The sequence below is a fragment of the Streptomyces fulvoviolaceus genome (assembly GCF_000718165.1).
Lineage (GTDB): Bacteria > Actinomycetota > Actinomycetes > Streptomycetales > Streptomycetaceae > Streptomyces > Streptomyces fulvoviolaceus.
The window spans coordinates 29,787-56,029 of the sequence record NZ_JOEY01000064.1; the positions used below are offsets into that span (position 1 = coordinate 29,787).

26 protein-coding genes and 3 pseudogenes are annotated in these 26,243 nt (G+C 67.6%); 14 read left to right on the forward strand and 15 right to left on the reverse strand.

Going from position 1 to position 26,243, the window contains the following annotated elements; translation table 11 throughout:
* Positions 1 to 70: 70 nt before the first annotated feature.
* The 3 genes from IG08_RS0145855 (at position 71) to IG08_RS0145870 (ending at position 4,215) form a co-directional block, all read left to right on the forward strand.
* Positions 71 to 1,084 (forward strand): IS110 family RNA-guided transposase, encoded by a 1,014-nt coding sequence (locus tag IG08_RS0145855; RefSeq protein WP_030618240.1) that lies wholly within the window; start codon positions 71 to 73, stop codon positions 1,082 to 1,084.
* A 1,878-nt stretch (positions 1,085 to 2,962) separates the two neighbouring features.
* A complete protein-coding gene (locus IG08_RS63225) occupies positions 2,963 to 3,517 on the forward strand; it encodes a pentapeptide repeat-containing protein (RefSeq protein ID WP_420823320.1) in 555 nt (184 codons plus the stop codon).
* A gap of 173 nt (positions 3,518 to 3,690) precedes the next feature.
* Positions 3,691 to 4,215, forward strand: coding sequence for a P-loop nucleotide/nucleoside kinase family protein (locus IG08_RS0145870; RefSeq protein ID WP_030618246.1), 525 nt, complete (start codon positions 3,691 to 3,693; stop codon positions 4,213 to 4,215).
* A gap of 10 nt (positions 4,216 to 4,225) precedes the next feature.
* On the opposite strand, the gene IG08_RS0145875 is transcribed toward IG08_RS0145870, so the two are convergent.
* The 6 genes from IG08_RS0145875 to IG08_RS0145900 all read right to left on the reverse strand — a co-directional run bounded on the left by IG08_RS0145875 (position 4,226) and on the right by IG08_RS0145900 (position 11,163).
* A complete protein-coding gene (locus IG08_RS0145875) occupies positions 4,226 to 4,810 on the reverse strand; it encodes a DUF6262 family protein (protein ID WP_030618248.1) in 585 nt (194 codons plus the stop codon).
* Positions 4,800 to 7,307 carry a tyrosine-type recombinase/integrase gene (locus IG08_RS0145880; RefSeq protein ID WP_030618252.1) on the reverse strand — a complete coding sequence of 836 codons (2,508 nt, stop codon included), beginning with the start codon at positions 7,305 to 7,307 and terminating at the stop codon, positions 4,800 to 4,802. Before IG08_RS0145880 ends, IG08_RS0145875 begins: the two co-directional genes overlap by 11 nt.
* Positions 7,304 to 8,140 (reverse strand): tyrosine-type recombinase/integrase, encoded by an 837-nt coding sequence (locus IG08_RS58085; RefSeq protein WP_234343144.1) that lies wholly within the window; start codon positions 8,138 to 8,140, stop codon positions 7,304 to 7,306. Before IG08_RS58085 ends, IG08_RS0145880 begins: the two co-directional genes overlap by 4 nt.
* 67 nt (positions 8,141 to 8,207) lie before the next feature.
* Positions 8,208 to 8,564, reverse strand: coding sequence for a hypothetical protein (locus IG08_RS0145890; RefSeq protein ID WP_030618258.1), 357 nt, complete (start codon positions 8,562 to 8,564; stop codon positions 8,208 to 8,210).
* Positions 8,565 to 8,633: 69 nt separating this feature from the next.
* On the reverse strand, positions 8,634 to 9,989 hold the full coding sequence (locus IG08_RS0145895; protein WP_234343145.1) for a DUF4158 domain-containing protein: 1,356 nt from the start codon (positions 9,987 to 9,989) through the stop codon (positions 8,634 to 8,636).
* Positions 9,990 to 10,314: 325 nt separating this feature from the next.
* Positions 10,315 to 11,163: a helix-turn-helix transcriptional regulator gene (locus tag IG08_RS0145900; RefSeq protein ID WP_030618265.1), complete on the reverse strand. Its 849-nt coding sequence runs from the start codon at positions 11,161 to 11,163 to the stop codon at positions 10,315 to 10,317.
* Positions 11,164 to 11,302: 139 nt separating this feature from the next.
* Here IG08_RS0145900 and IG08_RS0145905 point away from each other — a divergent pair, with 139 nt between their 5' ends.
* On the forward strand, positions 11,303 to 12,082 hold the full coding sequence (locus IG08_RS0145905) for an NAD(P)H-dependent oxidoreductase (RefSeq protein WP_030618267.1): 780 nt from the start codon (positions 11,303 to 11,305) through the stop codon (positions 12,080 to 12,082).
* A gap of 540 nt (positions 12,083 to 12,622) precedes the next feature.
* Positions 12,623 to 12,939: pseudogene (locus IG08_RS58090) on the forward strand (IS3-like element ISMyma3 family transposase); the annotation flags it as partial.
* A gap of 71 nt (positions 12,940 to 13,010) precedes the next feature.
* Here the strand turns inward: IG08_RS58090 and IG08_RS0145910 are convergent.
* From IG08_RS0145910 to IG08_RS0145920, 3 genes are all read right to left on the reverse strand, one after another.
* On the reverse strand, positions 13,011 to 13,928 hold the full coding sequence (locus IG08_RS0145910; RefSeq protein ID WP_030618269.1) for a DUF4238 domain-containing protein: 918 nt from the start codon (positions 13,926 to 13,928) through the stop codon (positions 13,011 to 13,013).
* Positions 13,929 to 14,025: 97 nt separating this feature from the next.
* Entirely contained in the window at positions 14,026 to 14,397 is a 372-nt protein-coding gene (locus tag IG08_RS0145915; RefSeq protein ID WP_030618271.1) for a hypothetical protein, read from the reverse strand.
* Positions 14,394 to 14,651 (reverse strand): hypothetical protein, encoded by a 258-nt coding sequence (locus IG08_RS0145920; RefSeq protein ID WP_030618274.1) that lies wholly within the window; start codon positions 14,649 to 14,651, stop codon positions 14,394 to 14,396. Before IG08_RS0145920 ends, IG08_RS0145915 begins: the two co-directional genes overlap by 4 nt.
* Before the next feature lie 300 nt (positions 14,652 to 14,951).
* Between IG08_RS0145920 and IG08_RS0145925 the strand changes: the two genes are divergently transcribed.
* Entirely contained in the window at positions 14,952 to 15,359 is a 408-nt protein-coding gene (locus tag IG08_RS0145925) for a hypothetical protein (RefSeq protein WP_030618277.1), read from the forward strand.
* Between the two features lie 405 nt (positions 15,360 to 15,764).
* Here IG08_RS0145925 and IG08_RS0145930 read toward each other — a convergent pair.
* Positions 15,765 to 16,229 (reverse strand): annotated as a pseudogene (locus IG08_RS0145930) (transposase family protein); the annotation flags it as partial.
* Positions 16,230 to 16,270: 41 nt separating this feature from the next.
* On the opposite strand from IG08_RS0145930, the gene IG08_RS60395 reads away from it, so the two are divergent.
* The 4 genes from IG08_RS60395 (at position 16,271) to IG08_RS60880 (ending at position 19,030) form a co-directional block, all read left to right on the forward strand.
* Positions 16,271 to 16,717 carry a hypothetical protein gene (locus IG08_RS60395; RefSeq protein ID WP_158812362.1) on the forward strand — a complete coding sequence of 149 codons (447 nt, stop codon included), beginning with the start codon at positions 16,271 to 16,273 and terminating at the stop codon, positions 16,715 to 16,717.
* 50 nt (positions 16,718 to 16,767) lie between these two features.
* A complete protein-coding gene (locus IG08_RS61890; RefSeq protein WP_234343146.1) occupies positions 16,768 to 17,076 on the forward strand; it encodes a hypothetical protein in 309 nt (102 codons plus the stop codon).
* A gap of 47 nt (positions 17,077 to 17,123) precedes the next feature.
* Entirely contained in the window at positions 17,124 to 18,614 is a 1,491-nt protein-coding gene (locus IG08_RS0145940) for a S8 family serine peptidase (protein WP_234343147.1), read from the forward strand.
* A gap of 254 nt (positions 18,615 to 18,868) precedes the next feature.
* Complete coding sequence (locus IG08_RS60880) at positions 18,869 to 19,030, forward strand: hypothetical protein (protein ID WP_199821067.1); 162 nt, start codon at positions 18,869 to 18,871, stop codon at positions 19,028 to 19,030.
* Between the two features lie 211 nt (positions 19,031 to 19,241).
* Here the strand turns inward: IG08_RS60880 and IG08_RS63230 are convergent, their stop codons facing one another.
* Both IG08_RS63230 and IG08_RS0145945 read right to left on the reverse strand, forming a co-directional pair.
* Entirely contained in the window at positions 19,242 to 19,475 is a 234-nt protein-coding gene (locus IG08_RS63230; RefSeq protein WP_078656000.1) for a helix-turn-helix domain-containing protein, read from the reverse strand.
* Positions 19,476 to 19,590: 115 nt separating this feature from the next.
* Positions 19,591 to 20,175, reverse strand: coding sequence for a TetR/AcrR family transcriptional regulator (locus IG08_RS0145945; protein ID WP_030618291.1), 585 nt, complete (start codon positions 20,173 to 20,175; stop codon positions 19,591 to 19,593).
* Positions 20,176 to 20,248: 73 nt separating this feature from the next.
* Here IG08_RS0145945 and IG08_RS0145950 point away from each other — a divergent pair, with 73 nt between their 5' ends.
* Both IG08_RS0145950 and IG08_RS59565 read left to right on the forward strand, forming a co-directional pair.
* The gene (locus IG08_RS0145950; protein ID WP_030618294.1) at positions 20,249 to 21,406 is read left to right on the forward strand and encodes an FAD-dependent monooxygenase; all 1,158 of its coding nucleotides are present in this window, start codon (positions 20,249 to 20,251) and stop codon (positions 21,404 to 21,406) included.
* Positions 21,407 to 21,546: 140 nt separating this feature from the next.
* Positions 21,547 to 21,795 (forward strand): transposase, encoded by a 249-nt coding sequence (locus IG08_RS59565; RefSeq protein WP_420823321.1) that lies wholly within the window; start codon positions 21,547 to 21,549, stop codon positions 21,793 to 21,795.
* 522 nt (positions 21,796 to 22,317) lie between these two features.
* Here IG08_RS59565 and IG08_RS58110 read toward each other — a convergent pair.
* Together IG08_RS58110 and IG08_RS0145955 are read right to left on the reverse strand one after the other, a co-directional pair.
* Positions 22,318 to 22,518 (reverse strand): annotated as a pseudogene (locus tag IG08_RS58110) (IS5/IS1182 family transposase); the annotation flags it as partial.
* 12 nt (positions 22,519 to 22,530) lie between these two features.
* Positions 22,531 to 22,986, reverse strand: a complete 456-nt coding sequence (locus tag IG08_RS0145955) for an SUKH-3 domain-containing protein (RefSeq protein ID WP_158812363.1) — start codon at positions 22,984 to 22,986, stop codon at positions 22,531 to 22,533.
* A 486-nt stretch (positions 22,987 to 23,472) separates the two neighbouring features.
* On the opposite strand from IG08_RS0145955, the gene IG08_RS0145960 reads away from it, so the two are divergent.
* The gene (locus IG08_RS0145960) at positions 23,473 to 23,916 is read left to right on the forward strand and encodes a nitroreductase family deazaflavin-dependent oxidoreductase (protein WP_030618300.1); all 444 of its coding nucleotides are present in this window, start codon (positions 23,473 to 23,475) and stop codon (positions 23,914 to 23,916) included.
* A gap of 190 nt (positions 23,917 to 24,106) precedes the next feature.
* Here the strand turns inward: IG08_RS0145960 and IG08_RS0145965 are convergent, their stop codons facing one another.
* A complete protein-coding gene (locus tag IG08_RS0145965) occupies positions 24,107 to 24,682 on the reverse strand; it encodes a hypothetical protein (RefSeq protein ID WP_030618303.1) in 576 nt (191 codons plus the stop codon).
* A gap of 384 nt (positions 24,683 to 25,066) precedes the next feature.
* On the opposite strand from IG08_RS0145965, the gene IG08_RS55070 reads away from it, so the two are divergent.
* Positions 25,067 to 26,227, forward strand: a complete 1,161-nt coding sequence (locus tag IG08_RS55070) for an ISAs1 family transposase (RefSeq protein WP_234343148.1) — start codon at positions 25,067 to 25,069, stop codon at positions 26,225 to 26,227.
* The last annotated feature ends 16 nt before the right edge of the window (positions 26,228 to 26,243 follow it).

Genomic DNA, 26,243 nt, shown 5'->3' on the forward strand with positions numbered 1-26,243 from the left:
GGGCCCCAATCAGGCGGGTCCGGAGGACCATCGTTCCGGGACTATCCGGAGCTCGGGGAGGAGGCCCGAAATGGCTTACGTGGGAATCGATGTGCACCGCCGCCGGTCACAGATTGCCGTCATGGACGAAGGCGGCCGGACTGCGGTGAATCGGAACGTGCTCAATGGCCGGGAGAATGTGCTGGCCGTGATCGGGGACCTGCCGGCCGGCACGCCGGTGGCGTTCGAGGCTGCCTTCGGCTGGGGCTGGCTGCTCGAGCTGCTCCAGGACTACGGCTTCGAGCCGCATATGGCACACCCCCTGCAGTGCAAGGCGATTGCCTCGGCCCGGCTGAAGAACGACAAGATCGACGCCGCCACCCTGGCTCACTTGCTGCGCTCGGATCTGCTGCCCGAGGCATGGATCGCTCCGCGAGCGGTGCGCGAGCAGCGGGCCGCGCTTCGCCACCGGGCCCAACTGGTGCGTCTGCGCACCCTGCTGCGCAACCGGATCCACGGGGTGCTCGCACAGTACGGCTGCGACCGCCCGTCGGGCTGCTGGAGTGCACCAGGCCGAGCCTGGCTGAGCGAGCTCCCGCTGCCGAGCGCCTCCCGGCATATCGTGACCGACTTGCTGGAGAGCATCGATGCCCTCCAGCACATCATCGACCGGGCGGATGCTCTCCTGGCCGAGAGCGCGACGTCGGATCCCCGGGTGAAGGCACTCACGCAACTGCCGGGTGTCGGCCCACTCACCGCGATGACGATCGTGGCCGAGGTCGGGGACATCTCCCGGTTCTCCTCGGCCCGCAAGCTCGCCTCCTGGGCCGGGCTTACACCCACCGTCCGCGGCTCTGACCGCACCGTGCGCTACGGCCACATCTCCAAACAGGGCGATCCGTGGCTGCGCTGGATCACGAACCAGGCGGCCCAGACCGCCAAACGGTCGCCGCAGTTCGCGGCCCACTACCAGCAGGTCGCATGCCGTCGCGGTAAGAAGATTGCCACCGTCGCGATCGCCCGCAAGCTCCTCACCCACGCCTACTACCTGCTGCGCGAGGCCCAAGCCGCGCAGGCTTCGAAGGAGGCCGGCGGCCCCGCGTGAAGACCACCTCCGAAGGACGGGACAACAAGTCCCGGGCGAGCTCGCCCTCTAGCATGAGCCGGCCACGCCGCACTCGATCATCTGAATGAGCAGCCCGATCCCCGAAACAAGGTCATGATCCCGCCGCACCCCGGACGGGATCGAATGGGTGCATGCGAGTCCTCTCCGCACGACCACACACCGGGGAACGGCTTGGGCCCTGTCCTTCCAACAACCTGGCGCGCGCTCTGCCACGCCAGGGCGGATTGGTATGCCCCTTGACTACCCCAGCCCTCATGGGTGCTGGAGACGGCTCAAGAAACACCGATCATGATCGTGTTACGAGCTCTTAGGCGTGCTGTCGCATGAGGTTGGCGCCGCTTCAGAGGCGGGTGGCGGCGCGGCGATGTCGGGGAAGGCCTTGCTGCACCAGGCGGCGAGTTGGGTGTAGGCGGGTGAGGGAGGTCGACGCCTGATGCCGACGCGTCCTGCACTTTGGCGGCCGTTGTTGTGCCGAAGAACGAAGAATCCAGGACCATCCCGAGCGGCGCGGCGTACGCGGCGGCGAGTGCCACGATCCGGGCGCCTTCGGCTAGTGCCGTGACCGCATTGGTTCGGCGGGGCCTTGGGTCTGGCGTTGTTAGGGGCCGGGGGTGGACGCTCGCAGGATGGGACGGCGTGTTGATCCACGGGAGATAGTGCGGCGTGAGGGTAGCGATCTGTTCGCGTTCTTGATCTCGGATGGGGGTTTCGTGGGGCCCGAGGTGCTTGAGTCCGGCTTGGTTTACCAGCACCGTTCGGGGCTCCAGATCGCGATCTCTTACCTGGGACCGCGTGAACCGGAGGTGACCACAAGGATTCGTGTGTCGAGGGACGGCGGCGCCACGCGCTCAGCGTCACTTGACTGCCTCTGGGTGGCCTTCGAGTGCGGGACGCTTCAGGATGTGCCCACGTCAGCCGTCAACGGCAAGACAGCGGCGAAGCGGTTGCGGCAGCAGGCGGAGGCTCTGCGTCGGCTGCTGCCGACGCTGTTGACCTCGGAGGTTGATGATGCGGTTCGTCGCTGTCAAGGGCGATTGCTGCCCGAGGAATGAGGTGCGGTTCAAACGCCGTCAGGCGGCGAGCCCGACCTGGGTGACGTACTCGCACTTGGGGTGGGGAGGCGCCAAGGTGCGGCTCCTGAGGTGGTGTCGGGACGGGTCAAGGGCGCCTTCTTTGGCTGTGTTTCAGCTTCCCGGCGAGGAGCCGGAACCAGTGGTGGGGCCGGATTGTCTTGAGGGAGCATGAGCGCGTATCTGCCCCGGCGTCGTGCGGAGCGGCGTGGCCTGCGGCTGTGGCCGGTCGGCACGGTTTTGGCCCTGACCTTCACTGCGGCGGTCGTGGTGGCGGCCGCGGTGTTCTACACGGGTTGGGATCTGCTGGACGCGCGGGGGTTGAAGGCCGAGCGGCGCCTGGACTCCCAGACGCTCTTCGATCTGGTGAAGCTGTCTTTCGGTGTGGTGGCCGGCGCCGGTGCCCTGGTCGCCCTGGTGGTGGCCTACCGTCGTCAGCGGCTCGACGAGGACGGTGCCCTGCGGGAGGCCACACGCCTGCACACCGAGCGTTTCACCGCCGCCGTCACCCAGCTCGGTGATGACTCCGCCGCGGTCCGCTTGGGTGGGGTGCATGCTCTGGCCGGCCTCGCCGACGACGCCCCCACCCGGGGCCTGCGCCAGACCTGTATCGACGTCCTGTGTGCCTACCTCCGTCTGCCCTACACCGCGAAGGCCGATCTACCGGACGACGATGCTCCGGCCCGGCACGCTTACCTGGCCCTGCGGGAAGTACGGCACACGATCATCCGCCTCATCCGTGACCACCTCCGCTTGGAGGCCGACCACGCTCACTCCTGGCAGGGCCATGACTTCGACCTCACAGAAGTCGTCTTCGACGGCGGCGACCTCTCACACGCAATCTTCTCCGAAGGCACGGTCGACTTCCGTGGGGCGACGTTCTCCGAGGGCACGGTCGACTTCCGCAGGGCGCGGTTCTCCGGCAGCACGATCTACTTCAGCGAGGCGCAGTTCTCCGGCGGCAGCGTCGACTTCCGCGAGGCGGAGTATCTACTTCAGCGAGGCGCAGTTCTCCGGCGGCAGGGTCGACTTCATCGGAACGCAGTTCTCCGGCGGCAGCGTCGACTTCCGTGGGGCGACGTTCTCCGGCGGCACGATCTACTTCTACGAGACGCAGTTTTCCGGCGGCAGGGTCGACTTCCGCAGAGCACAGTTCTCCGGCGGCACGGTCGACTTCAACAGTCCGGCCGACTTGGGCAGTCCGTTCCATGTCGGCAGCCCCGTCGGCTTCGGCAGCGCGACGGGTGTAGCGCCGGTTGGCCTAGTTCCGTCCGACGAGACGGCTCTGCCCTCTGGGCTGAGCCTGCCGACTGCGTGGTATCCGGGCGGGGGTGCGGCCTAGGGCAGCCAATGGCTCCGGTGGCGTGCCTGGATGGCCGACGGTTTAGACCTCGATGTAGGCGACTACGAAGCCGGTTATCTGGGGTTCCCAGGGTGTTAGTGCAGGTCAACGCCGTGTAGCTGTGTGAGGGACGTTAGGCACGGTGCTTTTGGCCTTCGTGACAAGATCTGGGTGTGACGACGTTGTTCCTGACGGTCGGCCTGCCAGGGGCCGGAAAGACGACGAGAGCTCGGCAGCTGGCCGAGGAGCACAGCGCTCTGCGGCTGACGCCGGATGAGTGGATGCGCCCGCTGTTCGGCGATCCGCAGCCGGAGGGTAAGCGCGCTGTGCTGGAAGGACGGCTGCTCTGGCTTGGTCTGGAGGCGCTGAGGTTGGGCACCAACGTGGTCCTGGATTTCGGATGCTGGTCTCGTGACGAGAGATCCGCGATCCGCTGGTTGGTGATGTCTGTGGGCGCGTCCTTTCAGCTTGTGTATGTGCCGGTGGACCATGAGACCCAACGTGCTCGGGTCGCCCATCGCCAGTTGACCACCCCTGATCAGACCTTCGCGATGAGCGAGACGGACCTCGTGCACTGGAGGACGCTGTTCGAGGAGCCCGATGCTGCGGAAATCGAGGGCCATGGAGTGGGAGGTCCGCCTCCTGGGTGGTCAGGCTGGTTGGAGTGGGCTACCGATCGGTGGCCGTCACTCGCGTGATCGTCCGGCCCTAGGCACGGTTCTCGTTGCGGATCATGCGGCGGAGGCTGGTGCGGGCAGCGGCGAGGTCGTCCTCGAGCTCGGCGACTCGCTGCCGGAGCTGTGTGTTCTCTGTGGTCGCCTCCCGCTCCGCCGTGGAGAGTCGCAGGTTCTCCTCGGTGAGCTCGTTGATGCGGTCGACCAGGTCGTGGTTGCCGAGCTGTTCGACCTGCTGACCCAGATGAATGCGGGCTTGTTGCCGCAGCTGGCCGTTCTCGGTTCGGAGCTGTTTGATCTCCTGTCGGGCGAGAAGCAGGTCGGTCTGCTCGCTGGCAGTGGAGACCTTCCGCCCGCTCTGCTGGTCCTGGTGGCCTTGGGCGCCCTGTCGGGCCCGGGCCTGATCGATGCGTTCGCGCAGGCCAGGGGCATAGACGAGCCAGCTGGAGACGTCAGCTTCGCGGGCGACCGCTGCAAAGGTGATCCGGCGGTTGTCGCGGAGCATGTCCTGGACGGCCTTGAGGACGCGTCCCCGTTTGTCGGCACTGTCCCGTTGACGTGCGGCTTTGAGGATCTCTGCGCGTGTCCTTGAGGGCTTCTCGGACGTCTCAGCAGGCATCCGAAGCGTCCTTGCGGATCACGGTCAGCGGCAGCAGCTTGTGGTCCCGGGTCGCGCGGACCTTCCGCAGGACCGCGCTGGCCTCCTCGATCTCCTCGCGCTCGTCCGTGGGGAGCTTGCTGAGCCGGTCGCGCATGGTGTCGGCGACGGTCGTGAAGGCGGTGATCTGGTCGGTGAGGTTGCGGACGACGAAGTCGTCGGCGTCCATGGCCTTGGCGGTCTCGCGGTCGGCCCGCAGGTCGTTGACGTGCTCCTCGATCGCGGGCAGGTAGGACGGGTCGGGGCGATAGAAGCCGCAGCCGGCGCACTGGAAGCGGATCGCGCAGGCTTTGCCGCCGGCTTTGACGTTGCTGGGCTCGCGGCAGTTGCCGAACGGGACGGCGACCGATTGCGCTTCGTAGTCGGTGGTGCTGGTGAACGGTGCCGGCCGTCCGGAACGGTCGATGGTGTGCTGCCGCATGGTCGTGATCGCTTCTCGTTTCCGCTTCAGGGACACCTGGTAGTACGACATCGTGGTGACGATCGACCGGTGGTCCATGAGTTCTTTGAGCACGTCAACGGGGACGCCGGCGTCGGCGTGACGCTGGGCATAGGCATGCCGGAAGGCGTAGGGGAAGATCAGTGTGCGGTCGAACGGGAGCCTGTTGCCCTGGTCGTCCAGTTCGTCGCTCAGCAGCACCGGGATGGCCGCGACCCAGTCCCGCATCGCGCTGGCCAGGCTGGACCCCATGTGCGCGATCCCGCTGCGGTCGGTGATCGACGGGAACAGGTACTTCCGGCTGCGGGAGGGAACCTCCAGCTCGCGTCGACGGGTCTGCCAGGTCCTGATCACCGCGGCGGTCTCGCGGGTGATCGGCAGCTTGCGTCCGTAGCGGCGCTTCTTGACGTTGTCCCAGATGAGGGTGTCTTCGCCCCCGCGGGTCTCCAAGCACTTCAGCCGCAGGCTGGCGATCTCGACGGGACGGCGGCCGGTATCACGCAGGACCAGGTAGGCCGTCTGCATCATCAGCTCGACGTCGGCCGGCTCCATCTCGCCGTAGGGGAAGCCAGCTCCCATCAGGGCAAGGTGGGCATCGAGCTGGGCGATGACGGGCTCAGGGACGGCCCGGCCGGCAGCATCCTCGCTCGTCTCCTCGGGCGGCAGGACCAGAGTCTTGTCCCGGTCGAAGCTGCCGGGCATGCCGGTCAGCATGTCCGTCTTGCGGCCGAAGTCGACGATCTCCATGAAGCTGCCGAACGACTGCTGGCGATGGCTCCGGCTGGCGAGTTCGTCATCGGTGGTGCGGCGGATGCGGCTCATCGCGGTGAAGACCGCCTGCATGTCGGCGAACCGCAGTTTCGTGTAGTCCTGGCCCCCGCCGGGCCGGGCATGCAGTGCATCGGAAGCAACGACGCAAGCGGCGAACACCCGTTTGAACTTGCCACTGTCCAAGCTGACCGTGGTGGCCCATGTCTTGATCACTTCCCGGAGCCACGGCTGACGGATGGCGGAAGCGTCGACCTCCCCCGGGCGGTTGCGGCGCCCGCCCAGCGCCGGGGACCGCAGATTCATCCAGCCCAGGTCCCAGGTGTCGGCATCGGTGGGCGTCAGGCCGCGGAACGACAGTGAGGCCCGGCGCAGACCTCGAACGGTCTCCCGGATCAAGGCCACGAGGTTGTGGTGCTTGGCGACCCCCTCGATGAAGGACGCGACATCCACCGTCAGCAGGGTCGGGACGCCCTCCAGCCGACGAGTCAGATGGCGGGTGGCCATCGGCTCGATGATGCCGCCGCGGGCATCCCGTTGCTGGAGTGCGTAGAGAAGCTCCCAGCGGACAGGCTCCTCCAGGTCCCGCAGGGTGAACTGGTGGGTGAGCAGACGGGTGGCCGCTTGCCGGGCCCATTGCTCGGGGTCGCGGGTCGCGCCCGCTCTCTTCTCACGGTCCCACCGCTGAACGTGCGGGCCGCAGAGCCCGGCGACCACCCGCTGGTTGAAGCAGCCCCGGACGATGCAGGTCGGCCTTGCTTCCAGCGGCTCCGCAGTGGTGACAGCCAGCCATTCCTCGACGGTGGCCTCCGGATCCGGGCGCCGGCGCCAACGCGAGTAGTGGGTGCGGCAGAGCCTGGCGCTGTAGGCCGGCCGTTCGCATCTGCCGGAGGGACCCTCCAGAGCACATGGCTCGCGCTCGGCCCCCCATTTCGTGCGGATCCGTCGGGGCCGCCGGTAGGTGGCGACGAACTCTTCCCGGCTCAGCCTGCTGGCCCTGTGAGCGTCCAGGCAGTGTCGGCAGAGCAGGTTGCGGGAGGGCATCACGGTCCAGCACGAGGTAGTGGCGCACTTCGAGGCCGAGGTGCGCGGGTTGTCCACGTCGCCGTCGAAGAACCATGCCTGCTGGGACCATTCGCCCGGCCGCCAGAGAGGATCAACCTGGTCTTGCAGCCAGCTCGTCCAGGACGCCAGGTCGAGGGGAACGACGTCGGAGAGCGGCTCCGCTGTGATCGGGGCGGGACTGGTCACGAGCGCCTCCCCGCTGCCACCAGCTCGACTGCCGCCCGCTTGTCCGCGTCACTGGCGTGCAGGTAGGGCGTCAGCGAGGACCGGGAGACGTGCCCCATCAGGTCCTGGACCACGTCCTCGTCGACGCCGGCGCGGACCCAGGCCGTGGCTGCCCCGTGTCGCAGCATGTGCGGACGTGCGGTGAGCTGGGTCTTCTTCGCCAGCCGGTCGAAGAGTTCCTTCGCCGTGCCGTAGCGCATCGGTCGCCCGAGCGGGGCGTGGAAGAGGTTCACGAAGACCATGTCGCAGCCGGCCGCCTCGGGAACCTCGTCCCTTTCGAGCTGGTAGTCCGCATAGAGCCCGGCGAGGTCCTCGGTGACCGGGATGACCCTGGCGAAGCGGGACTTGGCCAGGGCTCCGTTAGCGTTGTTCGCCCGCCGCCGGACGTGGATGTGTGGGCCTTCGACCCGGCATCCGAGCATCCGTGAGTCGCTGAGCAGGTGCATATCCTGACGGCGTAGTCCCAGGGCCTCGCTGATCCGCTCTCCCGTGCAGCCGAGCAGGGCGATCAGGAACCGGTCGCGGGCCCGCGTGGCGACCTGGAACAGCTGGTCAGCCTCCTCCGGGGGCAGATACTCCACGGCCTCTTCGGACGGCTCCGGCAGCTTGAGGATCTTCGTCCTCACGGTGCGGAACTGGCCGTCCTCGCCCGCATCCTTGCCCGGCGGAAGCCAGCTCAGGTACTTCGTTTCCGACAGCCGGCCCACAAGCTCCGCGTCCACCCACTCGTTGCGCGAGCAGAACCGCAAGAACTCGCAGACCCCGGTCATCACCGCGTTCGCGGACTTCTCCATCCGGAAGCGCGGCGGGGAAGGCTTGCACTGCTCCGGGCGATCGGATATCGCCGCCTGACCAGGACCGTCAGGACCTGAGCCGATTCTGCTGAGGATCGAAGCAGACCAGCCCCATTGAGTCCGCGAGGGCCGCTGCCCAGGCAGAGACCTCCTCAGCCCTGCTCCAACTCATCGGGAAGTAGACGAGCGGACCCCCGGCCCCGCCGATCAACGGTCCTGCGGCCCAGGGTGAGGCGTCCTCCAGATCTTCAGTCACGTCACCCCACCGATCCACAAGCGCGGCGACGTAAGCCGCGATGCGCTCGGTCGGAGGATGGCCCACCTCTGTGTCCAGGTAGCGGTCGAAGAGGTCCGTGAAGGCTCGGCCAGCGGTTTTGTCGTCCGCTGGCTGCTGTCCTTCCCACACGGCCAAGTCGTAACTCATGCCCGGAGGCTCTCACACCGCAGTGACAAGGCAACGCTGACGTCCGACAAGCACCAAAGGAAACGGTGTCTATGTGATGAGCCGGGAGCGCTGGGAGGCTTCGGCGGAGTCGGCGGCGGGCCCGTGCAGGGTGTTGCGCTGGCGCAGTTCGCCGACAGCCGCGGCGGCAAGCCAGGCGTCGGCGCGCTCGAGTTCCATGAGGTCGGTGGCGGTCAGGTCAGCGGGCGTGCCGGGGGTGTTCTGGGCGTGCGGCCGGTAGACGGTGTTATTGCACTTGAAGCCCAGCGTGTTCAGCAGCGGCGGCAGCATCTGCCGGTAGTACGAGCTGTACGACGAGCGCAGCGTGGTGCGGACCTTGGCCTTGAACGCCTTCTCGTTCGCCTTCGCCTCCGCGACCAGGTCGCGCAACGTCTTCTCCCCGACCACCGGGTACAGCACCGCGCGTACGGTCCCCTCCGGCCGACCCACCGCCGCATCTGCCAGGCGGAAGAGGATACCCTCCTTGCCCCTCACCTTCTTCAGCTCCGCCGTCAGCTGCCGTTCCACCCGCCGTTCGGCACGGGCGTTGATCTTGTGGACCAGGGCGACGAGCAGTTCCACCAGGGCGTCGGTGATCTCCGCCTTGCGGGACGCGCACAGCGCGGCCAGCAGGGTCCGTACGTCCTCGCCCGCGTCCCGCAAGTCCGAGGGGTACATCTTGATCGCCCGCGCCCGCCACGCGGCCACCAGTTTCTCCGAGCAGTCCGCGAACAGTCCCTCCGGCAATCCAAGTTGCCCTACGGCGGTCAGCTTGGTGATCTCCGTCAGCAGCGAGTCCAGCCCCACCGCGCCCGGGTCCCGCTTCAGCGAGGCCAGCAGCGCGGTGCCGTCCTCATTGCCCTCCGCCACCAAGTCCAGCAGGCGCCGGGCGCACACGTCGCCCAGGCGCGCGACGGTCTGCGCGCAGAAGACTCGCTCCGCCCGCGCCCGCGCGGCGGACACTATCCGCTCGATACGGCCCGGGGGCTCGATGCGGTCGCTGCGGCACTGCGCGAGCAGGGCCTCACGCAACCGGTCCTCCAGCAGCTCCACCGGGCAGACCTCATCGGCGAGCCAGCCGGTCAGCCGCTCCTCGTCGGCGCGCGCCGACGGACGGAACCCGAGGGCCTCCCGGATCTGCGTACGGTGGCCCTTCGCCGAGCGGGACGACAGGTCGTACTTCGCCAAGTCCTCCGCCGGCACCTTGACCACGTCGGCCAGGTAGTCGACAGCGGCCTGCGGGACCTCTTCCAGGATCTGGGGGAACCGGCCCTCCAGCTCGAAGGACTTCAGCATCAGCACGAACCCGAGCCGCGTCGGGCCGGACTTGTTCGCGACCAGGTCCCAGTCACTGCCCACCGGCGTCCAACACGCCACCATGTCCTCGGGCGACCACTCCCTGCGCATGAACGGCCCCGCCCCTCCGTCGACTACTCCTTCCGCCTAACGCACAGGCCGGGCACGAAGCAACGGGGCGGGAAAGAGGGCGATGGTCACTTTGCACCGTGGGTCAGAGATAGGAGACCGGGGCCGTGAAGGGCCTGCCGATTCAGCGGCAACGGACCCACCGCACTTTCATGCCTGCCTGCCGAAGGCGCCGTGGGTTCTCAGTGAAAGCACCTCAGTCACGCTGAACTCACGGCCGACGTGTTGGTAAGGATCATGTCACCAGCCGCAAAGTAGTCCGGAGACCGGAAAGCCGTCAGCGCTGAGGCGTATGGGCGTCGTCGAGTTACTCGCGGACCTGAGCCTTCACTGTGGGATGCGCGTCACCGCTGTCCGCGTCTAGGCCTGCGAGCAGGCGCAGCCCGTCCTCGGCGGGGCTGCCGGGGGCCGCGGACAGCACCAGCAGCTCCATGCCCGATTCATCCGGTAGTGCGAAGTTCTCCTGGTGCAGTTCCAGCAGTCCGATCAGCGGGTGCCGGTACGCCTTGCGTCCATGTGTGCGGGCGCGCACGTCTGCGCGGGCCCAGAGGCGGCGGAAGCGCTCGCTGCCCATCGCCAGTTCGCCGATGAGCGAGGCCAGACGGGGGTCCTCGGGGTATTTGCCGGCGGCCAGGCGCAGGTGCCCGACCACGTCGAGGGTGCAGTTCTCCCAGTCCGCGTAGAGGCCGCGCTCGGCCTCCTCAAGGAAGATGTGCCGGGCGGTGTTCAGGCCCGGCATCGGCCTGCCGTAGAGGAGCCCGGCGAGGCGGTTCCCGGCGAGCACGTCCAGGCGGTAGTCCATGATCAGCGCGGGTGCGTCGGCGACCAGATCGAGAACGCGCAGCAGCTCCGGCCGGACCCGCCCGCCCGGCGCCTTCGCACGGCGGCGGCGCTGCCGGGCGAGCCGGTAGAGGTGCCCGCGTTCGGTCTCGTCGAGGCTGAGGACGCGGGCGAGCGCGTCGAGGACCTGCTCGGAGGGCTGGGTCGCGCGGCCCTGCTCCAGGCGTACGTAGTAGTCGACGCTGACTCCGGACAGGTGCGCGACCTCTTCGCGGCGCAGCCCTTCGACGCGGCGGCGGCTGTCGGTGGGGATGCCGACGGCCGCCGGGTCGACCCGGGAACGCCGGGTCCGCAGGAAGCCCGCAAGATCGTCCATGCCCCCCAGTATGGCCTCGGTGGTGCCCGTGAAGGTGGTCCTGCCGGTACCAGGAAGTCCCGTCCTACGGAAGAGGAGCCCCTGAACGCCGGGCGCCGCGGCCCCCAGGATCGAAGACACCCGATCCGAAGGAGCTCCCATGAAGACGCTGATCGTCTACGCCCACCCGGAGCCGAAGTCGCTCAACAGCTCGCTGAAGGACCTCGCGGTGTCCACATTGGAGACCGCCGGGCACGAGGTACGGGTGAGCGATCTCTACGCGATGAACTGGAAGGCGGTCGTGGACGCCGCGGACTACGGCCCCGACGCCTCAAGTCCGCTGAAGGTCGCCCTGGACTCGGGCCGGGCCTTCGACGCCGGGACACTCACCCCGGACGTCCTCGCCGAGCAGGAGAAGCTGCTGTGGGCCGACACGATCATCTTCCAGTTCCCGCTGTGGTGGTACACGATGCCCGCGATCCTCAAAGGCTGGGTGGACCGGGTGTTCACCTACCGCTTCGCGTACGGCGTCGGCGAGCACAGCGACACCAGGTACGGCGAGCGCTTCGGCGAAGGCACCCTCGCGGGCAGGAAGGCTCTGGTGTCGGTGACCGCCGGCGGCCCGGAGTCACATTACGCCGCTCGCGGGATCAACGGCCCCATCGACGATCTGCTGTTCCCGATCCACCACGGCATCCTCTACTACCCGGGCATCGAGGTGCTGCCGCCGTTCGTGCTGTACGGCACCGACCGGATGACCGGCGAGGACTACCCGGACGTCGCCAAGGCCTGGGAGCAGCGCCTGCTCACCCTGGAGTCGACCGAGCCGATCGCCTTCCGGCGGCAGAACTTCGGCGACTACGAGATCCCCTCGCTGCACCTGAAGGAGGGACTGGAGCCCGCGGGCCGCATGGGTTTCGGGCTGCACGTGCGCGGTTGACCGCCAGCGATGGACAGGGGGAGCTGGGGCGCCACCTCGAGGAGCAGCCCCGAGGGCGGTGGCGGTGGTGGCGGCCGACGCGGCCAGCTACCTGCTCTCGGCCCTGGGCAGCCCCGCTCCGCAGCACGAGCGGGAGTCGGCCGAGCCTCGCCTGACGGACCGCCACGACTGTCACCGCAATCGGGCTGCGCCGCCCTACCTCGGGACGGTTCACCCCCGCGCCTCCAGTTGGGAGATGAGCGCGACGGCTCCCCTCCCCGGACGCAAGCACGCTTGCCGACCGGCCCGCCGAGTGAACACAGCGTGCTGCTCATTCTCGTGAACATCGAACAGCCGCCGATCGGGGTGCCTCCGGAAGTGGTGTACATCTGCTGTCCGTTCTCGGGCTCTGGTCAACTTTCTGTGGAGGGCTCACCGACGGTGATGTCAGTGGCATGTGGTGGGATGGCCTCGCTCTATCAGCCGCCTGGTGGGAGATCGTTCCGATGAACCGCTCCGGATCTGATGGAGGCTCCGGACTGTCCCGAGTTGGGTGGAGTTATGGCACGTCCATCCCCCTACCCTGCCGAGCTCCGTGAGCGTGCGGTGCGCATGGTCGCCGAGATTCGCCCCAACTACCCAACCGAATGGGCGGCGATGAAGGCAGTCGCCGCGAAGCTGGAGATTGGTGCGGCGGAAACGGTGCGGACCTGGGTCCGCAAGGCAGAGATCGATGCCGGCCAGCGCCCGGGCGTGACCTCCGACGAGGCTGCCGAGACCAAGCGTCTGAAGGCCGAGAACGCCGAGTTGCGGCGGGCGAACGAGATCCTCAAGGCGGCGTCGGCTTTCTTTGCGGCCGAGCTCGACCGGCCGTCGAAAGGAGCTCGGGCGAGTTGCGTATCGCCCGAGCCGAGCCGGCCGCCCTCGGGCTGTTCATGTGCGGGCGCCCCTACATCACGCCGCTGATCCCGTAGTCCTGCAGGAAGGCTGGCGCGATCATGTGCTGGATCTCGGGCCATGTGGACAGCTCATGTGCCAAACGGGGGTGGGCCGCGGCCCATCCTGGTGAGTGCGCCACGAATTCGCGGCTGTTGAATACCGTGAAGCGGTTCAGCACGGCGGTGTCCAGGCGCCGTGCCTCATCTGGGTCTCGGCAGATGAGCAGGGCCAGGCTGTCTCCGAGCGGCACCGTGATCCTCTTGCACTCGTGGAGGCCTGCCCCCACGCCGTGGTCGTACACCCCCGGGGGCAGGGACGGAGGATCGCTTCCGACATAGCCGGAGAAGCACACCACGTTGTCGCCGACGAGAAGCCCGCCTGCGCGTGGCCTGTAGCAGGACCAGTGCATGCTTGCGAGCAAGCTCACCAGGTAGTTCCACCGCTCCTTTGGACACACATCTTCGTGGCGCATGGTCCACGGGCTGATGACGTACGAATCGAGCAGTCCCAGGAGGCTGGTCTGCATCTCTTCCTGGGAGGCCTGCTGCCCTTGACTTTCAGTGTCGACCTCCCGCGCGACGACGTACATCAGAAAGCGGGAGCGCTGCCACTGCAGGGCCAGGAGCCACGCCAGCGCCTCGCATGCGTCACCGCGGAGGGCGCGTGAACGGGCTGCGTCCAGTGTCCGGATGGCCGCCATGGCGTCGCCCTCGATCTGGGACATGGCCGCTTCCAACGTCGTATGGTCCGGTGCGCGCCCTGGCCGGTACAGCGTGTGCCCGAAGTTGCGGTGTCCGACGTTGGTCACGCTGGCCTGGTACTGCTTCTGCGCCATGACCCGGTGGACGATCAGCCGCTCGGCAGGATCGGCGAACCGTCGCAGCAGGAGCTGGGGAACGAAGTGGTGTTTCTTGGGATGGTCGGGCACATCAGCCCCAGTTCTTCAACGCCTCGGCGGCCTGGCGGACGTTGCCGCGGCCCTCGACGACCAGCGTGATCTGAGGGGATGACTACCCGGTTCGGGATCAGGGTTTCCAGGTGCGCAGGAAAGAGGCGATCCGGGTGGCGGTGCAGCGCGGGTTGTTCAGCTCGTGGGCGAGTGCGGTGAGCTGTTCGCGGGTTGGGTTGACGGGGATGTTGCTGGCCTCGAGATACATGACGGCGACCGCGCAGGCCACGGTCAGGTTGGAGCGCTCCAGCCAGCGGCAGCGGCCCAGGGTGTGTACCAGGGCGGCGGCGCGGGCGTAGGCACCGTCGTAGACGGGTGTGTCGAGGAGTTCGCCGCGGTGGCGGGCGACTGCTGCGATGGGCACGCCGTAGTCGTCGGCGGCCGGGTCGCGGTGGCCGGCCCGTTCGGCTACTTCGAGGATCCAGGATTCGTCGACGTGCAGGATCACGCGGCGGCACCCGGCTGCGGCTCGGCGTACGGGGCGTCGAGCTGCTCCTCCAGGTCGTCGAGGAAGGTGCCGTGCTCATCGATGAGCCGCTGGGCAGCCGCCATCCCGGCAGCGCGGGCGCCGGTCGTGTCCTCGATGATGAGCCGCTCGACGTACCGGTTGAAGTCCAGGCGGCGGGCAGCCGCGGCGGCCTTGCCGGCTGCGAGGACGTCCTCTTCCAGCCGGACCTGCGTCTGCTTCTTCGTGGAAGTCACATCGCATATGGTAGCAGGGTGGTAGCAAGTGGGGTCTGGAGGTGCGGATGCGACTTCGAAGTGTCCGTTCTCGACTGCTACCTGAAGGTGACGGCGTCCATCACCCATGCTCGACATCACCCTGCGTAACCTCACCGGTACCTGGAGCGCCGAAGTGGCGTACACGGGCCAGGGAATGGAGAATTCTTCATAGTCCTGGACGATCCGGTTCACCTCGCGTGCAGCGAGCGGATCTCAGCCGCCCCAGGTTTCCTGGCCCTTCAGTAACTCTCGCTGGGCGCGGTCGCAACGGGAGGTGGCGTGACGAATCCCCGAACCGTCCTGATGCAGGCAAGCCAAGGTCCCGTACCGGGGAATTGGCGGGTCTTCACCAAGAAGCGGGGGAAACTGTCCGGCTTCCTGCGCGGGACATCGGATGATCCGGATCCGCTGCTGGTCATCACCCCTGACGAGGTCATCGAGTACAAGGACGAACGCAAGCCGCTGACGATCGTCAATTTCTACGATCTAGATGGAATAGCGCTGAAAGCGACCGCAAGTACCTCCTCCGGAAGTATGCTGGCGAATCTTGACGTATGGGTGGACCTCAACTACCGCGACGGCCGGAAGGGAAAGTGGCGGTCCATATCCTTCGCGGACGACCTACAGACGATTCAGGGGTTCATCGAAGCGTACGGTGTCCACAAGACACTTCAAGGGCGCTACTGACCTCTGGCCCAAAACTTCTGCCCATTCCGGGTAACAAGAAGCCGTCATCCAGGCAGATCAGTGATTCTAGTAGGCGCCCTAGTCGCTGGCGCTGTCCGATGAAGGTGAGGGTGCAGCGTCGAGGCCGCCAGAGACTTCATGCAGCCTGTGTGCGACATTCTCGATTTCAGGCAGAAGAGAGTCTGCTAGGACTGCTGCTAGGTCGGATGCTACCTTTCGGCTACCAATGTCCGCGTAATCGATTCCAGAGCCAGCATGCCTTTCCCTGATCTCATCGCGCCTGGCTTCTGCTTCGGCGCGCCGAAGTTCTGCCTCAGTAGTCGCCGCTTACGTCTCGGCAATCTTGGCCTCTTCCTCGGCATTCTTACGTCGGATTCTGTTTGGTAGCGTGAACAACGAGCTTTTTCAGCGTTGCCGCTCCAGGGTGAGGATGGCCGCGGTGATTGACGACATTCGATTCGGGCCGCATCGGGACCTGCGGAAGATCCGCCACGACTTCAGTCGTGCGACGCCGCGTTCGACGGGTGCCCGTGCCGCGGACAGCGCGCGGTTGACGGTCTGCCGGGTTGGCGCAAGGTTCCGGCCTGGCGGGTGTCTGATGGGTGTTGTTACCCACGGGCCGGCTCCGATGTAGGCGCGGTCGGCGAGGACAGGGACGCCCTGGCGTTCACAGATCCGGGTGATCCGGTGGGTGCGGGCCGCGGTCAGGTCGTGCGCACGGCCGGGCAGCGTGGGCGAGATCCACAGCAGTCGTCCGTCCGGATCGGTCACCAGCTGCACGTTCACCCCATGCCGACGGTGCTTGGCGGAATAGTCGGCCCGGCCGTCGCCTACCCGGTCGCACACGGCGAGAGTTCCGTCGAGACGACGACGGTCAGCTGAACGTGTCCGTGGCCCAGGTGGACCAGGTCGTGACCGCAACGCAGGAGCACGTCGCCGCACTACTGCTGCTGCGCAAGAAAGGCCCATCGGCAGGTCCCCCGGAGGAGTCCCTCGTCCTGCGCGTGGCATACGAGAACGCGTCCCAGGCCGCATTCCTCGTACGCCACGGTCGCACCTCCCACGCCGATGCCATCCACCGCCTGCGCTACGTCCTCCCCACTGAGCGCGCCCGGGCGGAGGCACAGGAGGATCCATGTTTTGACGGTCTCCATGGCGAGCTCGACTTCCAGGAACTGGTCCAGGAGCCTCCCGGCACCTTCATGGGCCTGCCCGTTTCACCGGCTCGTCCCGGCCGGTCTGAGCGCGCCGCCGAGTTGGTCCTGCGTACCGGGTCCGACCAACAGCGCGGCGAGCCAGCCGAGAACCTGGGCCGACCCCAAACCCACGGTCACCCATTATCATCTTTTGCGAAGTAATGCAATAAATGCGAAGATCGAGGTGCTGAGTGAGTCGCTAGGAGAAACAGGTGACATCAGGGCAAGGTGACACGTCCGAGAAGGAGTTCGTCGAGGCTTTGGTCGAGCTACGGGCCGAGGCTACGGTGCACGACCTGGTCCCGTGGTGTTCCCGTCATGGCATCGACGTGGTGCCTATGACCGCCGGGGCACTCGTCACCGGATCGAGCGGGAAGTTCGCCGAGGCGTTCGGCGTCGCGCAGCTCGCGAACCGTTCACGTCCCCAGACGCTGCCCGTGCCACCGGCGCTCGCGAACACCGCGAGGTCCGTCACCGTGCTGCCGATTCCCACGCCCGGAGCCCGCGACCGGAGTTCGTGACCGGCTGCCGCGCCGCGTGTGTCCGGGCCTCCGCTTCTGGAGGACAGATGACGAACCCCACAACGCCCCAGTACGGGCAGGACGTTCCGCAAACCGTGTACGGCTATGTCTCCGCCCGCTCGCAGGGCGGGGTGCCGATGACCCAGGCGACCGCCTTCGACTCGGCCAGGCCGTTCCGCGCCGAGGACGACGCCTTGGAGCGCGCCAAGGAATACGCACGGACAGCGGGGTTGACCGTGACCGCCGAGAGCCGGCTGGGCTTCACCGTCGCCGGCACACCGGCCTCGTACGAACAGCTCACCAGCGGACGAATCGCCAGCTACGAGGTGGAGCAACTGGGGTCGATGAACCGAGAGCGTTTCGTCACGCACCTCGACATCATCGGCGACCGGCAACCGGACGCCCTCGGCGTCGGCGCCGCCCCCGGCGAGGACGCCATCGAGGCGGTGGCCCTGGAGCGTCCGCGCACGCCCATGCGTCTCCTCCCGGCCGCCGCCAAGCCGCCGGAGGTCGCCGCGTTCCACCTCACGCTCCCGGACGACGTGGCCAGGCTGCTCAACGCGACCCCGGCGCACGAGGCGGGACACGAGGGCCGCGGTGTGCAGGTCGCCATGGTGGACACGGGACAAGCCGAGCACGCCTACTTCACCGCCCACAACTACGACGTCGCCCCGACCATCGCACTCGTCCCCGGCACCAGCCCGGCAGAGGACCCGATCGGACACGGCACCGGTGAATCGGCGAACATCTTCGCCATAGCTCCGGGCGCACGGCTGCGCCCCTACCGCGCGAGCAACCGGCGGGGCGACCTCACCGCCGCCACGGCCGGTTTCCTGCGCGCCAAGGCAGACCGCCCGCAAGTCCTCACCAACTCCTGGGGCGGGGACGGGGACTTCCCCCCGTTTGGACCGCCGAGCCAGGCCGACGTGATCTTCGCGCTTGAGATCCTGGACGCGGTAGAGCAGGGCATCGTCGTCATCTTCTCCGCGGGCAACGGCCAGTTCGCCATCGAACCGCAGGTACCTGGCGTGATCGCCGCGGGCGGGGTGTTCGCGGCGCAGGGCGACCGGCTGCGCGCGTCGAACTACGCGAGCGGATACGTCAGCCCCTGGATCGACGGCGTCCGCGTGCCGACGGTGTGCGGTCTGGTCGGCCTGCTGCCCCGGGCCCAGTACCTGATGCTGCCGGTGCCGCCCGGCTGTGCGATCGACGTCGACGAGAGCCTGCCGGACTCGGGCGACCCGACCGGCGACCCGGGCGACACCACAAGCCCGAGGGACGGCTGGGCGATGTTCTCGGGTACGTCGGCTGCGGCACCGCAGATCGCGGGAGCGGTGGCCGTGCTCCTCGGAGCCCGGCCGAGGCTGACTCCCGCCCAGGTGGCCGAGGCGCTCGTCAAGACGGCCACCGACGTCACGACCGGCACCAATCACCCGCGGTTCGGCAACAGCGCCCAGGTCGGCCCCGACACGGCCACCGGGCCCGGACTGGTCAACGTGAGTGCCGCGCTGGACTTCGTCCTCACGCAGCACCCGTAGCCGCAGCCACAGCCACAGCCGGGCGGATGCTCTGGTTGAGCCGGAAGACGTTGTCCGGGTCGAGGTCCCGCCTTGATCCGGACGCGTTCCTGCCCCTCGGCCATCATCATGTTCACGTCGGCACCGCCCGCTGAGTGAAGGTGCAGGGCCTCGACATAGTCGACCGTCCACCGCCTGACCAGGCCGGCGTTGGACGGGCCTGGGTCGACACCGGCCTCGGGGGTGTTGGACCGACTGGCCGCTGGCTGCCAACCATGTCTGTGATCGTGGCCGACTGCGGCTACAACCGCAGCGTCTCCTTCCGCCTGGCCCTGGAAGAACGCGGCTGGTCCGACGGCATGGCCGTCGACCCCAAGGAAAGCCGCCGCAGCCAAGCTATCCGTGCCATGCCTCATACAGGGCAGCAGCCGTCGTGACCGTGATCGCCGGGACTGGCATCCACAAGCGTACGGTCGCGCCCCAACTTCGAGCCTGGCAACGCTTCTCGAGTTGGGTACGGCGGCGTGGCCGCTTCTTGTCATGCATCCATCTCTCCCGGGCCGTCCAGTCGATGCTTACTGGAACCAGCGTGTCCTGAGGACTCCCGCAGTCACGGGAATGCCCTACCGCAGGCACGGGCTTCGCAGGTCACGGCGCCGTGCCGAGTCCGGCGGCACGCGCCATGGCGACAAGATCCATGCGGTTGACTGCCCCGAGTTTGGCTTTGATGTCGGTCAAAGCGTTCTCGACTCGTTTGGGGTTGATGCCGAGTTGTGCGGCGGCGCTGGCGGTGGTTTGTCTGGGAGCGGCGATGATGTTGAGGATTTCCCTTTCTCGGACGGTGAGTTGGGGAAAGGCGGTGTCGCGCCGGGCTTCTCGCAGTTGGTCGAACTAGGGGCGCATCCGGGCGGTGTCGGACAGGTTGAAGATCCATGCGCCGGCAGCAACGTCGTGGACGGCACGGATGATGCGGAGACAGACGAGGCTGCAGGCCAGTTCAAGCGGGACCGTTGTTGCCCGGGTCCTCACGCAGGGCGGCGGCGACCAGGCCTTCGAGGGCCTCGCGCGGTACTTCTCCCCCGCTCACCAGCCGGTCGAAGACCAGTCCGTCGATGCAGGTCAGCAGGATGTGAGTGCGATTCTCGACGTCCGTCACGCCGTGGGCGGTGAGGAACAGCCGGACGGCCTCGCGGCCGGCGTTCTCGCGGGGTACGAGGATCTCACGCAGCTCACGGTCACGCACGCTCTCGACGGCGCAGGCATAGCGAGCGAGCGAGCGGCGGCGGCCCTGGCTGGTGAGTCGATGTCGGGTGAGCAGTGCCATGCCGTCCACCAGTTCCTCGATGGTGCGCAGAGGTGGAAGCTCTTCGGCCATCGTTTGCAGTTCCGCCTGGTCGAGTTGGACCAGGCGTGTGACCAGCCCGGTGAGCAGCGCGGCTCGGGTGCGGAAGTAGGCCGACGTGGTGCCGGGCGGCATGGTCGCTTTGCGGTCGACTGCGCGGTGGGTCAGGCCGCGGATCCCTTCGTCGGCGAGTACGTCGAGAGCCGCGTCCGCGAGGAGGGTGCGCCGATCCGAAGCCATGACTCCTTTCTACACCTGTAGAGCCTCAGATAGGGTTACCTTCTACAGATGTAGAAGGTATGGGGGTATCGCCATGGGCAACACGGCAGTAGTGGTCGGAGGGGGCATTGGCGGGCTGGCCGCCGCGGTCGGACTGCGCCGCATCGGATGGGAAGTAACGGTCGTCGAGCGCGCGTCCATGCTTGAGGACGCGGGGGCGGGCATCTCCCTGGCCGCCAACGGCCTGCGGGCACTCGACGAACTCGGCGTCGGCGAGGCGGTACGGGATGCCTCGCGCGCCCAGTACAACGGCGGCACTCGCACGCCACAGGGCGGTTGGCTGGCCAGGATGGACGGCTCGACGCTGGAGAAAGCGGTGGGCACACCGATCATGGGCATCCCGCGCTTCACCTTGCACCGACTGCTTCGCGACTCCCTGCCCGCCGAGGCACTGCTGACCGGCTCGGAGGCGGGCTCGCTCGAGCAGATCGGCCCGGGGACGGTTCGAGTCGGCTGCGGCGACACGGTCCTGGACGCCCATCTGGTGGTGGCGGCCGACGGCATCGGCAGCAAAGTGCGCAGCGATCTCTTCCCAGCCCACCCCGGGCCGGTCTACAGCGGCTCGACGGTGCTGCGCGCCATCACCGAGCAGGCGGTCGACCTGCGCACCGACTTCGAGCTGACCTGGGGGCACGGGGCCGAGTTCGGGCACATCGCCTTCCACGACGGGCGGGCCGAGTGGCACGCCGTCCTCAACCTGCCCGCCGGGACGCGGTTCGCCGACCCACTGGACGAACTGCGCAGACGATTCCACACCTGGCACGAGCCGATCCCCGCCCTGCTCGACGCGACCCGGCCCGACGCCGTGCTGCACCACGACGTGAACGAACTCCGCACACCGCTCCCCTCGTACACGCTCGGCCGGACGGCGCTGCTCAGCGACGCGGCACACGCGATGACGCCCAACCTCGGACAGGGCGCTTGCCAGGCGCTGGAGGACGCGATCACCCTGGCCGCCGCGCTCGCCACCGGGCCCACCGTTGAGGCCGCGCTCGCTCGCTACGACGCCGAGCGCCGACCGCGCAGTCAGGCCGTCACGCGAGCCGCCCGGCAGGCCGGGCGGATGGGCCAGCAGCTCTCCCACCCACTGGCCGTCGCCCTGCGGAACACGGCGATGCGGCTGACACCCTCCCGCGCCGCAACGCACATGATCCTTCGGCACCACGCCTGGGTCCCACCACAACTGAGCTGATCCGATTCGTGCCCCGCCAACTCACCACCAGACACCTTCCGAGACAAAGTCCGGCTGCGGGTCTTGCCGTTGGCGGTCACGGTGGGCAGGGCGTCCGGGTGCGTGCTGATCTTGTTCCGGACGACCTGTGGGAGCGGGTGGTGCCGCTGCTGCCGCGTGCTCCCGAGCGCAGTTACCGCTATCCCGGGCGACTGCGTGTTCCCGACCGGGTGACCCTCGCTGGCGTCTTGTACGTGCTGCGGACTGGTGTCGCATGGCGCGACGTCCCCACGGAGACCGTGGGCTGCTCAGGGGTGACGGCGTGGCGCCGACTGCGGGACTGGATGCTGGGTGTGAAGGCGTGCGGGTCTTCCAGGCCGCAGCTCAATCGCCGACCCCGGCCAGGCTGATGGCCACCAGCCGCGACCATCGGTCACGATCCGGCAACGCAGCTCTCTGGCTGCCGTGGTCGGGCTCATGGGGCCGACCACGGCCCGTCAGTCCGGCGAGCAGGTGATACGCAGCCCGATTGCGCACCCTCGGACGGGCGGTGCGCAATCGGGCTGCGCAACCGGTCGAGGTTCGTGCGCAGTCGGGTTGTGCTGAGCGGCTGCGCAATCCGCCCGGGGGTTCCTGATGTTCTCGTGCACTGCGCAGGCTCTGCCGCCCCTTTGGGTGGACTCCTGCTGCGCATCGATGTGCGGGTCCGGCGGCCTCGCGGCAACACGGCCTCGCAGGAGTCGTCGGCCGCAGAACTACACCGAACAGGACGAGCGCTGGCCGGCTCGCGGCTGTCCCGTGGTGGGGGTCATGGTCGGCCCAACCATGACCCCCACCACGGACTTCGTGTCCCCATCGTGACCGTGGTCGGGGGTTCGTGGTCGGTGGTCGGGTCGGGGCCGACGGGTTCTCTCAAGGTCAGCAACATCCGTTCTGACCTGGGAGTTTGACCGCCAGCACGCGGTGACCAGCAGCACCCGGTCCTCCAGCGGCAGGCTCCAGGGCCTGCCCTTGCGGACCGGGTCCGCGCCCTCGCGCCGCAGCGTGGTGAGTAATTTGGCGAACTGCCTTGGGCTCAGCCCGGTGAACGGGGCTATCCACGAGGGCTCCGACGCCGTGATCACACCAGCCACAGCAAGATCGTCTCACCTGCCGGGCAGGCAGTTGGCGAGCCAGTCCGCCTGTTGCGCACGACTGCCGCCGCCATCGCCGTCCACCACATAGGCCAACGCCTCCACGAAGGTAGAACCCAGTGGCCAGAGGCAGTTCGGCCCCACGGCGATGACGCGACCGCTGGCCGCAATGTACGCAAGGAACTGACTCGACCACATGCCCAGAGGGCTGTAGTTCTCTCCGTAATGTCGCCTCAGCGTGGAGGCTTCCTCGGCGGCGTCGATGCAGGCGTGAACGGGGTCCATGTGCAGTGACGAACCGGGGACACGGGTCGGGGAGCTCATGATCGTCAGCTCGCCGAACTCGGCCCAGACCGCTGTCGCCAGGTCGTTGAGTTCGAACCCGGCACCCGTCAGTTTCCGTGTCCAGTCCGTGATGGCGATCTTGCGACCTGGTGTCCACCCGGCAGCACCAAGCGCGTCCAGCACCGGCGGACTGTAAGCCGTCATCGACTCACTGATGTGTTCACTGTTGTGTTCTATACGCCCTCCCACTCGACCTATGTGTGTTGCCCCAGCCTGCCGCACATCCCCACCAACGGACAGGGTTATTGGTCACGAAGGACACGAAGATCGTTTACGGGACAGCCCTTAGGCTCGAAAGACCGCCTCTGACCAGCGGGAATGGTGAAGTCCCACTGGAGTACTAGCCGTCTCATGTGAGTTGTCGGTTAGGCACATTCCCAGGGCTGCCGGCCGCCGGACAGCAGCGCCCTGATCCAGCTCCGGTCTCCATCCGTATCCCGCGGTGCGAAGTAACGGAGGTACATCCGTGCGCCCCGTTTCTTCTTCGTAGCCCGCCGTCTCGTTCGGCCGAACGAGTTGTCGGCAGAGCGACACCGGCGGTCTCGCCTCCGCGCAGGGCTTGTGTTGAACTGCGCACCATAGTCCGCAAGCGAGAGCGGGGTGGCCGCGATGCCTCTTGAGGGCGAGTACGAGCCGAGTCCGGCGCAGTGGGTGCGCGAACAGGTCGAGCTGTATGAGAGTTCGGGCGGCATGCAGGGGACGACGCTTTGGGACACGGGCCTGCCCGTCGTCATTCTCACGACGCGCGGCGCGAAGAGCGGCAAGGTTCGCAAGATCCCGCTGATGCGCGTGGAGCACGAAGGGCAGTACGCGGCCGTGGCCTCGAAGGCCGGCTTCCCGCGTCACCCGGTCTGGTACTTCAACGTCAAGTCCGACCCGCGCGTGGAGCTCCAGGACGGCTCGATACGCCGGGACATGACGGCCCGTGAGATCACCGGGGACGAGAAGGCCGAGTGGTGGGAGCGCGCGGTCGCCGCGTATCCGCCGTACGCCGAATACCAGGAGAAGACCGACCGCGTGATCCCCGTCTTCGTGCTGGACCCGTGTACGTAGTAGGGCCGGACAGTCTCACTTGAACTTGTCCCCGGAATGCGAACTGAAGAAGGTCAGGTGAGACAGAGGCAAGGTCTCGTGAAACGGGACATCCGTTGCCCTGCACTGTCTCATGGACGTGTCAGACATGCCATTCAGATGACACTACCGGTGAGAAGAAGACCCGGAGTATGAGAACCTCCAACAAGTTTCAGGCCGCGAAGCCGACCGCCGTCACGTACTCATACTCGCCCCACTGGGAACCCAAGTCGATCACCGCGTCGTTGATCCAGGCCTCGTCGAGAGCTTCGTTGTCGTCTGCGGCCCAGGCCTGCACCACGCGATCCCAGTGGCGGACGTTGAGCGTGCGGTACGCGACCACGCGTTGCCGAGACCTCGGGACCTGGCTCTGATTGAGCGGGTGGAACTCCACGCGGGTCCCGCGTCCTTCGCGATTGAGGCGGGCCAGCAAGTACTTGGCCACGTTGTGCCGACGCACGGTACGGTACGCGGTCTCGATCTTCTGCAGGTTCCTCTTCGACGGACCGCGCTTACCGTCGACCCACGCCTTGAGTGTACGGTCGGTGACCGTCAGGCCGGCCTCACGGGCAGCCTGACGGGCGTGGTCGGTGCGAGTGAGGTAGTACAGACGGGCGAGCAGGCCACGCCGTGCCGTGATCGGGGTGGCGATGAAGCCGGCGAGCGTATCGAGCTGGCGGGCCACGGCCTCGTGTCCCTTGACGCCCCGAGCCCCGAATTTGCCGAACTCGATATTCCTCTCCGGCATCTTCGTCTCCTCAACCTGCTCAAAATTGACGGAGCCTCAAGCGCATGCGCTCAGGGCGAGTTAAGAATATCTGACTCTCAGGCCTGGACGGGCGGCGCCTCAATTTCTGGACCGCGTGAGTTCAGTGGAATTTCACGGCTCGCAGTCACGATTCCGCCCCCACTCTGTGAAACTGCACGACCACTTGCTCAACTTGCAGGATCGACCCCAGGGCGGTGTCGTTGAGCGGTTGCGTCCGGCTTGATGCCGATTCAGGCATCTTGTGGGGCTGGTGAGTCGTGTCGGGAGATAGGGCGGTGACAGGCACGACCAGCGGGTGATCATGAGGTTTCGAGTCCCTGATCACCACGTCGGAAGACCGTGCCTGCCCACTCATCATCGCCCATGCCTGTCGGCCTGGGCCGGCTCACTGCTGCCCGGTCTCCCGCGCCCGGGGAACGCCCGGATCCGCTGGACTGTCTGGCAGCGGTGCCCGATCCGCGACGGGCCAAGGGCCGCCGTCATCCCCTCGCGTTCGTCCTCGCGCTGGCCGCGTGCGCGGTCCTGGCGGGGGCGAAGTCGCTTGCCGCGATCGCGGAGTGGGCCGCCGACGCACCACCCGCCGCGCTCGCGGCTCTCGGCGGCCCGCCCCGGGAGCCGTCCGGTCCCACCGCGCCGGCCGAGACCACGGTCCGCCGGGTTCTGCAGCGCGTCGACGGCGACGCCCTGGACGCCGCGATCGGCACCTGGCTCGCCGCCCGCGACCCCGACAGCCCGCCAGTCGCGCCGAGCAAGCCCGAGCGGCCCCGCCGCTCGCTGGCAGTGGACGGCAAGACCGTGCGCAGCACCCGCCGCGCGGACGGCACCCAGGTCCACCTGCTCGCCGCGATGACCGGCGCAGGCCTGGTCACCGCCCAGCGCGAGGTGGACCGCAAGACCAACAAGATCACCGTCCTTCGGCCCCTCCTTGCCCCGCTCGACCTGACCGACACCGTGGTCACCCTCGACGCGCTGCACTCCCAAGTCGCCTACGCCCGCTTCCTGGTGGAGGACAAGCAGGCCCACTACATCGCCGTGATCAAGGCGAACCAGCCGCTGCTGCACCAGCAGCAGAAGAAGCTTCCCTGGCGGGACGTCCCGCTGCTGAGGACCCGCGCCACCGCCCACAGCCGCGACGAGATCCGCCGCGTCAAGACCTGCACCGCCACCCGCGGCCTCGCCTTCCCCCACGCCGTGCAAGCTGTCCAGATCGTGCGCCGCCGCATCGTCACCACCGGCAAGGTCGCTCTGGAACGCGTCTACGCGGTCACCGACCTGACGGCCGACCAGGCCGACGCTCCCGAGATCGCGCACCGCGTCCGCGAGCACTGGGGCGTCGAGAACAAGATCCACCATGTGCGTGACACCTTGTGGGCCGAGGACGCCTCCCGCGTACGCACCGGCACCTCACCCATGGCCGGCCTGCGTAACCTCGCCCTTGGAGCCCTCCGCCTCGCCGGACATATCAGCATCACCGCTGGCTCCGGCACCACGCGCGGGACGCCACCCGACCTCTGGCCACCCTAGGCATCACATGATCAAA

Bases quoted from the DNA above. Each gene is read 5' to 3' on its own strand.
- IG08_RS0145895 (WP_234343145.1), bottom strand. From the start codon at position 9,989: ATGCGCAGGGAGTGGTCGCCCGAGGACATGGTGGCGTGTTGGACGCCG.
- IG08_RS0145905 (WP_030618267.1), top strand. From the start codon at position 11,303: ATGAAGACGCTGATCGTCTACGCCCACCCGGAGCCGAAGTCGCTCAAC.
- IG08_RS0145855 (WP_030618240.1), top strand. From the start codon at position 71: ATGGCTTACGTGGGAATCGATGTGCACCGCCGCCGGTCACAGATTGCC.
- IG08_RS63225 (WP_420823320.1), top strand. From the start codon at position 2,963: ATGACTTCGACCTCACAGAAGTCGTCTTCGACGGCGGCGACCTCTCAC.
- IG08_RS0145875 (WP_030618248.1), bottom strand. From the start codon at position 4,810: ATGCCTGCTGAGACGTCCGAGAAGCCCTCAAGGACACGCGCAGAGATC.
- IG08_RS0145890 (WP_030618258.1), bottom strand. From the start codon at position 8,564: ATGAGTTACGACTTGGCCGTGTGGGAAGGACAGCAGCCAGCGGACGAC.
- IG08_RS0145940 (WP_234343147.1), top strand. From the start codon at position 17,124: ATGACGAACCCCACAACGCCCCAGTACGGGCAGGACGTTCCGCAAACC.
- IG08_RS0145965 (WP_030618303.1), bottom strand. From the start codon at position 24,682: ATGCCGGAGAGGAATATCGAGTTCGGCAAATTCGGGGCTCGGGGCGTC.
- IG08_RS0145945 (WP_030618291.1), bottom strand. From the start codon at position 20,175: ATGGCTTCGGATCGGCGCACCCTCCTCGCGGACGCGGCTCTCGACGTA.
- IG08_RS0145960 (WP_030618300.1), top strand. From the start codon at position 23,473: ATGCCTCTTGAGGGCGAGTACGAGCCGAGTCCGGCGCAGTGGGTGCGC.
- IG08_RS0145950 (WP_030618294.1), top strand. From the start codon at position 20,249: ATGGGCAACACGGCAGTAGTGGTCGGAGGGGGCATTGGCGGGCTGGCC.
- IG08_RS55070 (WP_234343148.1), top strand. From the start codon at position 25,067: ATGCCTGTCGGCCTGGGCCGGCTCACTGCTGCCCGGTCTCCCGCGCCC.
- IG08_RS58085 (WP_234343144.1), bottom strand. From the start codon at position 8,140: ATGGAGAAGTCCGCGAACGCGGTGATGACCGGGGTCTGCGAGTTCTTG.
- IG08_RS60880 (WP_199821067.1), top strand. From the start codon at position 18,869: ATGTCTGTGATCGTGGCCGACTGCGGCTACAACCGCAGCGTCTCCTTC.
- IG08_RS0145900 (WP_030618265.1), bottom strand. From the start codon at position 11,163: ATGGACGATCTTGCGGGCTTCCTGCGGACCCGGCGTTCCCGGGTCGAC.